A 5221-nucleotide genomic window follows, 5' to 3' on the forward strand; every position below is an offset into this window, starting at 1 on the left:
TGACCAAATGCCCACAAGTGGACTCTGCCATAGCTGAGCTTATGGGGTATCCCTTCTTGATAAAAGCCAGATAGTCCATCTTATGCTGATGGTTGGTAAAATAGGTAATGGCTTTGTTCAGCTGTTGGCTTTTACTTTTGGATAATTTTGTCTTATCCCGGATAGCCACTAAATCATCAATGACTTTTTGCGTTTTGCTGTTGAGCAAGTCCGTGAGCATATCCCTGACCCAAGGCGTGCGCAGCTTGGACTGCTCGCCAAAAACCGCAGTCGCGGCTGCCCAAACATATTCCAGCACATGGATAATATCCAGGATAATGCCATCAAAGGCATCTTCCAAACCGTATTTTTTGACCGCTCCCAAGACTTTGTCCTCTAGCCCGATGCCTGCGTCAATAGGGACAACGAAGCGGCTGTCTGTATGGCTAATCCGGTTTTTGATGTCCTGTATCCCATAGTCCACCGCCTTGTCCTGGTCTGCTAAAAATGCCCTGCGGTGGATATTTTCGTGCCAGCCATTCTTTTTTGAGCGCTGCTCTTGTTTTGGTTTTTTCTTTATCTTTTGAGGCTCGTTTTCCACTCCCATCAAAGCATCGGCAATGGCTTTGACACTACGTTGCTTAGGCTTAAAGCTGGAAGTTACTGAAACAGTTGCCATCTGCTTTGTCCCTGGTTTCTCCCCTTTGCCCAAGCGGGCTTTGGGGTTGCCCGAGCGGGCTTTGGGCTTTCTTACCTTCGGTACGCCCTTGCCGTCAAAAGAGGCGCTGAAGCACACCGCTTCAGGTTCTGCCTTAGCCGGGCGGGCCTCATAATAGGCTTCCACGTATTGGCCCAAATTAAGAGTGTTGCGCACCGAGGACTCCCAGCGCAAATCCAAATTCAGCAGCTTGTTAAACAGGTGCACGCTTTCACGGAAATCATTCTCTGATGCACTTTCGCCCACTAATTCCTGGATATTGTAAGACCAATAGCTCCCTCGGGGCAACTGCAGGTGCTCATCCAGTTTATATACAACCCCTTTGTCACTGGCCCAGTGGCTCGGGCGCTGTATGGATAAGGGCCCAAACAAACTTAAATAGCGCCGCGCCTTCTTGCCCTTGCTTTGGCAAGCTGCTTGATTGTCCACGTCGAATTCATAACTCTTGCACTGTTTTAGCTTCCCGGCTATGATGTACCGGAGCAGCAGCAGCCCGATGCTCAGCAATTCGCTCAGCAAGCCTTTTTCAATGTCATGCATGGCATCCGAAGATTCGACGTATCCATCGCTAAGGCACACTAATTCTTCAAACTTCTGATTTAATCGCTGGGTAAGTTGCTGTTTTTCCATAACTTCATCCGGGAGGTTTGGCTGTCGTTAATTGTTTTGTGTCAAACTCAATTTACGACTTATTGGCTCAACCTCCCTTTTTTACCCATCCCCGCTTTTTTGTCACGCACTCATATTACCTGATTATTTGGTGGTGTCTCTCCGACAAAATCACCACAGCACAAGCTTAGAGAAGCATTGCAGCCCGGTGGTATATTTGGCGAACTACTGAAAGGATTACATTCTGCCTGTTGGTTGTTGGTGCCAGCATGGGTATGCAAAAGCCCCAGAGCGTGCCCAGTCTCGTGGATCAATAATGGTGATTGGGTGGACAGCCCAAATTCAGTTGCATTGCTTCCCCTAAGATATATATAGTTGCTTGGTACAGATAGCGCAACACCTAGTATTGGCCCTTCATCTGAAATGATATAAACCTTCAATGCCTCCTGGATTTCTTCCAATGGTTGCAGCTCTGCCCTGACCTCTCCGAGTTCTTCCGGCAGTTGGGGAGGGCTGCTGAAATCCGGGCCAATGAAAGAATTATAATACCCATCCCCATCACAATACCCCTGTCCGAAAGGGACAAAGAAAATGCCATGGGCGTTAAACGCATTATTCAAATTTGCCATCCCGGCCTTTGTTTCATCTTCTAAAATATAGGTGCCATTGTCTGAAGTATTCCACCATGCCTGGCTTGGACTGGCGGCATTTTCATCAATGAAATTGAAGATCACCCTTATGGTATAAGTGGAGGGGTCATCTTCATATACTTCCCCGTAAATAAGTCCTGGATAATCTGTGTTCTCTTCCTGGCTGTATAGAATGTCAGCATGAGCGCATAGCCAAAGGGCAAGCATGGTAAATGCCCAGTATTTTTTTGTGTATGTCCTCCTTCCCCTATTGGCTTCGGCGGATGGAATGTGTGTGTGTGTGTAAACATGAGGTCTGTTTTTTAGCAGCTATTCAATGATCAATAGTTCGGTAATTTTTTGAAGCATTTGGATAAAACGAAAGGAAGCATCATTTTAGTGATATGCGACTATCTACTAATGATGCTTCCAGCAAGAGCCAGGCTCTTGTGGAAACGATACTAAGCAAAATTGATGGCTTAAACAAGCCGAGACGAAATTTTATCATTTCGATCATTGTACTGTATTTATCTCTACGAGGTCGATACACGTTCAAAGGCATGGAGCGATATGGCACTTACTGTGAAAAGACCTACCGACTCCAATTTGAAAAGTCATTCGATTTTCTCCAATTCAATATTGAGTTAAGTAAAGAACATTTAGGTGCTCACCGGATTATCGCCTTTGACCCAAGTTATCTTCCCAAAAGTGGGAAGCACACCCCACAGCTTGACAAATTCTGGAGTGGTTGTTTGGGTAAATCCGTCAAAGGCCTTGAAATAGGTGGTTTGGGCGTAGTCGGCATAGATGATCATACGGCTATGCCATTGGAAGCTATCCAGACGCCTGGTCAAAAAGAACTCAAAGAAAAAGGACAATCCCTGGTAGATCACTATGCCCAGTTGATCATCGAAAGGAAAGAGCAGCTTCGCCAGGTATCTAAGTATGTGGTCGTAGATGGCTATTTCTCAAAGATTTCCTTTATCGGCCCGGTTTGCAAGCAGACCGATCTAGAAGTTGTTTCTAAATTTCGTAAAGACGCTGATTTGAAATATCTCTACGCCGGTCCCAGAGAAAAAGGGCGTGGCCGGCCCAAGAAGTATAACGGTAAAATCAAGCTGAAGAAAATTGACAAAGACCAATTCCAACTGCTCCACGAAGATCAGGAGGTGAAAATATGGGGATTGATCTGTTGGGCAGTCCGTTTGAAAAGAAAGGTCAATTTAGCCTATGTTGAGTTCCTTGACGAAGGTCAGCCTACAGGCCGGTATGCCGTATACTTTTCAACGGATCTGGAACTGGATGGCCAGTTGATCTACGCTTATTATAAGGCTCGTTACCAGATTGAGTTCTTATTCAGAGATGCCAAGCAATACACTGGTTTGACTCACTGTCAATCCAGAGATGAAAAGAAGATGCATTTCCATTTCAACACCTCCTTGACGGCGGTTGGAGTAGCCAAGGCCGCCCACTACCTGGACCAGGATGTAGAACTAAGAAATGGATTTTCTTTAGCTAACGTAAAGACCTCGTATTTCAATGAACTGATACTGGATTTATTTTTATCCAACTTCGAAATCGACCCAGAACTGGAAAAAAATAAATCTGCCTTGCAAAGGCTATTGAATTTCGGCAAGATTGCCGCTTAAAAAATTACCGAACTATTGCAATGATCAGTAAGATACGGAATTAAGAATAGAAATGCAATGTTGGTATCTCGCCGTACGACGTAGTCTAGAACGCCAATATACATCCGTATGGACCTGTCCGTATGGACTGGCCCACCCATACGGACATGCATTGGAAGTCGGTCCTTTCGCCCGGCGTGCTGATCCCTGGTAAAGCAAAAAACACCGGGTGAATGCCCCGGCAATGGCTTGGCTTAGTACACCCGGTGAGGGCACGCTACTTTAACCTTTATCCATTAACCTTAAAAACCTTTACCCTTTAAACTTGAATACTTTAACCTTATCCCCTATCACTCCACCAACACCCGCAACACCTGCAAAGCCCGCCCCGACTCCTCCATAAGCCGCAAGAAGTAGACGCCCGGTGGCCAGTCTCCAACCGGAATATTTTGAAGCGGCAAAGGGTCAAGCGCGTGCTCCGCCAGGTGCCGGCCGTACGCATCCATCCATTGTGCCCGCGCTGCCCGAGGCATATCCACCAGAGCTTCTAATTGAAGGACTGCCCCTCCGGAAATCGGATTGGGATAGACCCGGTAAGTGCTTACGCTGGAAGGCGGTGCCGCAACCTCCTCCACATCTACAAACTGTAGGCCCTCCTCACAGTTGGGGTGGTAGCAGCCGGCGCTGTCTAGTTTTAGGAGCCAGGCGGTCTGCTGTAATAGGATAGTATCTTCCAAAAAACCTCCAAAGATCAATCCTCCGTCTTCAGTTTCTATCCCACAATTAAGCACCCCAAGATGCAGCCCTCCACTATTATCTAGATACATACGCTCCCAATTGAGCTCACCTGACTGTGTCATGGAAAATACCCAGCCTACACCACCGTAGAAATCTTCTCCCAAGTAAGTATTTGAGGCTCCTACACCGATTATATTACCCGCTTCAGTTAAGAACAAATCAGATATATAATTGCCAAGGCTGACAAAATCAAAGTCGTACTGCTGCAAGACTTCACCCTCTGGGCTGACCCACAATAGAACGGGGGCTCGTCTAACCCCCTGTCCGATTTCCCGGAAAAAAGAAACGAGCAATTGACTATTGTCCAGCTCAATTACATTCTCGGTTTGAGCACCCGATAAATAATACTCCCCGATGGTAGAGGTCCAAAGCTCATTGCCATCCGGGTCTATACACAGCAGCCGCAGCCGTTTGTCTATTCCTGAGCCGCAGGACTGATAGGAAAGGCACTCTCTATAGACGATCACCACATTGCCATTTTCTAATACGGCTAAATCCCGGCTCCTGATCAAACCATATTCCCCTGCGTAAAAGCGCTCCCACAGGATGTTGCCCTCCAGGTCTAATGCCATTACCCACACTTTCTCTTCACCTGGGGAAAGGGTGCCGTGATCTCCATGAACAATGAGCGTGCTATCATTTAAAAAATCGATTCCATAAAATCTATCATTATAAATACCGCCAAATGATTTCAACCATAAACTATCACCTTGCTTACTTTTTTTTAAAAAATAACCATCAATATCGTTAACCTGCCCATTATCGATATTTCCTACAAAAAACACAGCATCATCTGAGATTGCCATTGATTGATTTCCGGAGCCTATACTAACTGAGACCCTGGCTCCATTGCTTACAAC

General features: G+C 46.2%; 4 protein-coding genes. 1 reads left to right on the forward strand and 3 read right to left on the reverse strand.

Translation table 11 applies throughout. The features are described 5' to 3' along the window. Together IX84_RS06735 and IX84_RS06740 are read right to left on the reverse strand one after the other, a co-directional pair. The coding region (locus IX84_RS06735) for a hypothetical protein (protein ID WP_044217916.1) at positions 1 to 1327 on the reverse strand (1327 nt) is incomplete at its 3' end. 110 nt (positions 1328 to 1437) lie between these two features. Next, positions 1438 to 2163 (reverse strand): zinc metalloprotease, encoded by a 726-nt coding sequence (locus IX84_RS06740; RefSeq protein ID WP_044217920.1) that lies wholly within the window; start codon positions 2161 to 2163, stop codon positions 1438 to 1440. A gap of 176 nt (positions 2164 to 2339) precedes the next feature. Here IX84_RS06740 and IX84_RS06745 point away from each other — a divergent pair, with 176 nt between their 5' ends. Continuing rightward, complete coding sequence (locus IX84_RS06745) at positions 2340 to 3584, forward strand: transposase (protein WP_052515835.1); 1245 nt, start codon at positions 2340 to 2342, stop codon at positions 3582 to 3584. A gap of 329 nt (positions 3585 to 3913) precedes the next feature. Here IX84_RS06745 and IX84_RS06750 read toward each other — a convergent pair whose 3' ends face one another. Beyond that, positions 3914 to 4933 (reverse strand): hypothetical protein, encoded by a 1020-nt coding sequence (locus IX84_RS06750; protein ID WP_152604945.1) that lies wholly within the window; start codon positions 4931 to 4933, stop codon positions 3914 to 3916. Positions 4934 to 5221: the final 288 nt, after the last annotated feature.

Origin of the sequence: Phaeodactylibacter xiamenensis (assembly GCF_000759025.1) — a bacterium.
GTDB classification, from domain to species: Bacteria; Bacteroidota; Bacteroidia; order Chitinophagales; family Saprospiraceae; genus Phaeodactylibacter; species Phaeodactylibacter xiamenensis.

Excerpts from the sequence above, each read along its gene's own strand:
- IX84_RS06740 (WP_044217920.1), bottom strand. The coding sequence starts at position 2,163 with ATGCTTGCCCTTTGGCTATGCGCTCATGCTGACATTCTATACAGCCAG.
- IX84_RS06745 (WP_052515835.1), top strand. The coding sequence starts at position 2,340 with ATGCGACTATCTACTAATGATGCTTCCAGCAAGAGCCAGGCTCTTGTG.
- IX84_RS06750 (WP_152604945.1), bottom strand. The coding sequence starts at position 4,933 with ATGGCATTAGACCTGGAGGGCAACATCCTGTGGGAGCGCTTTTACGCA.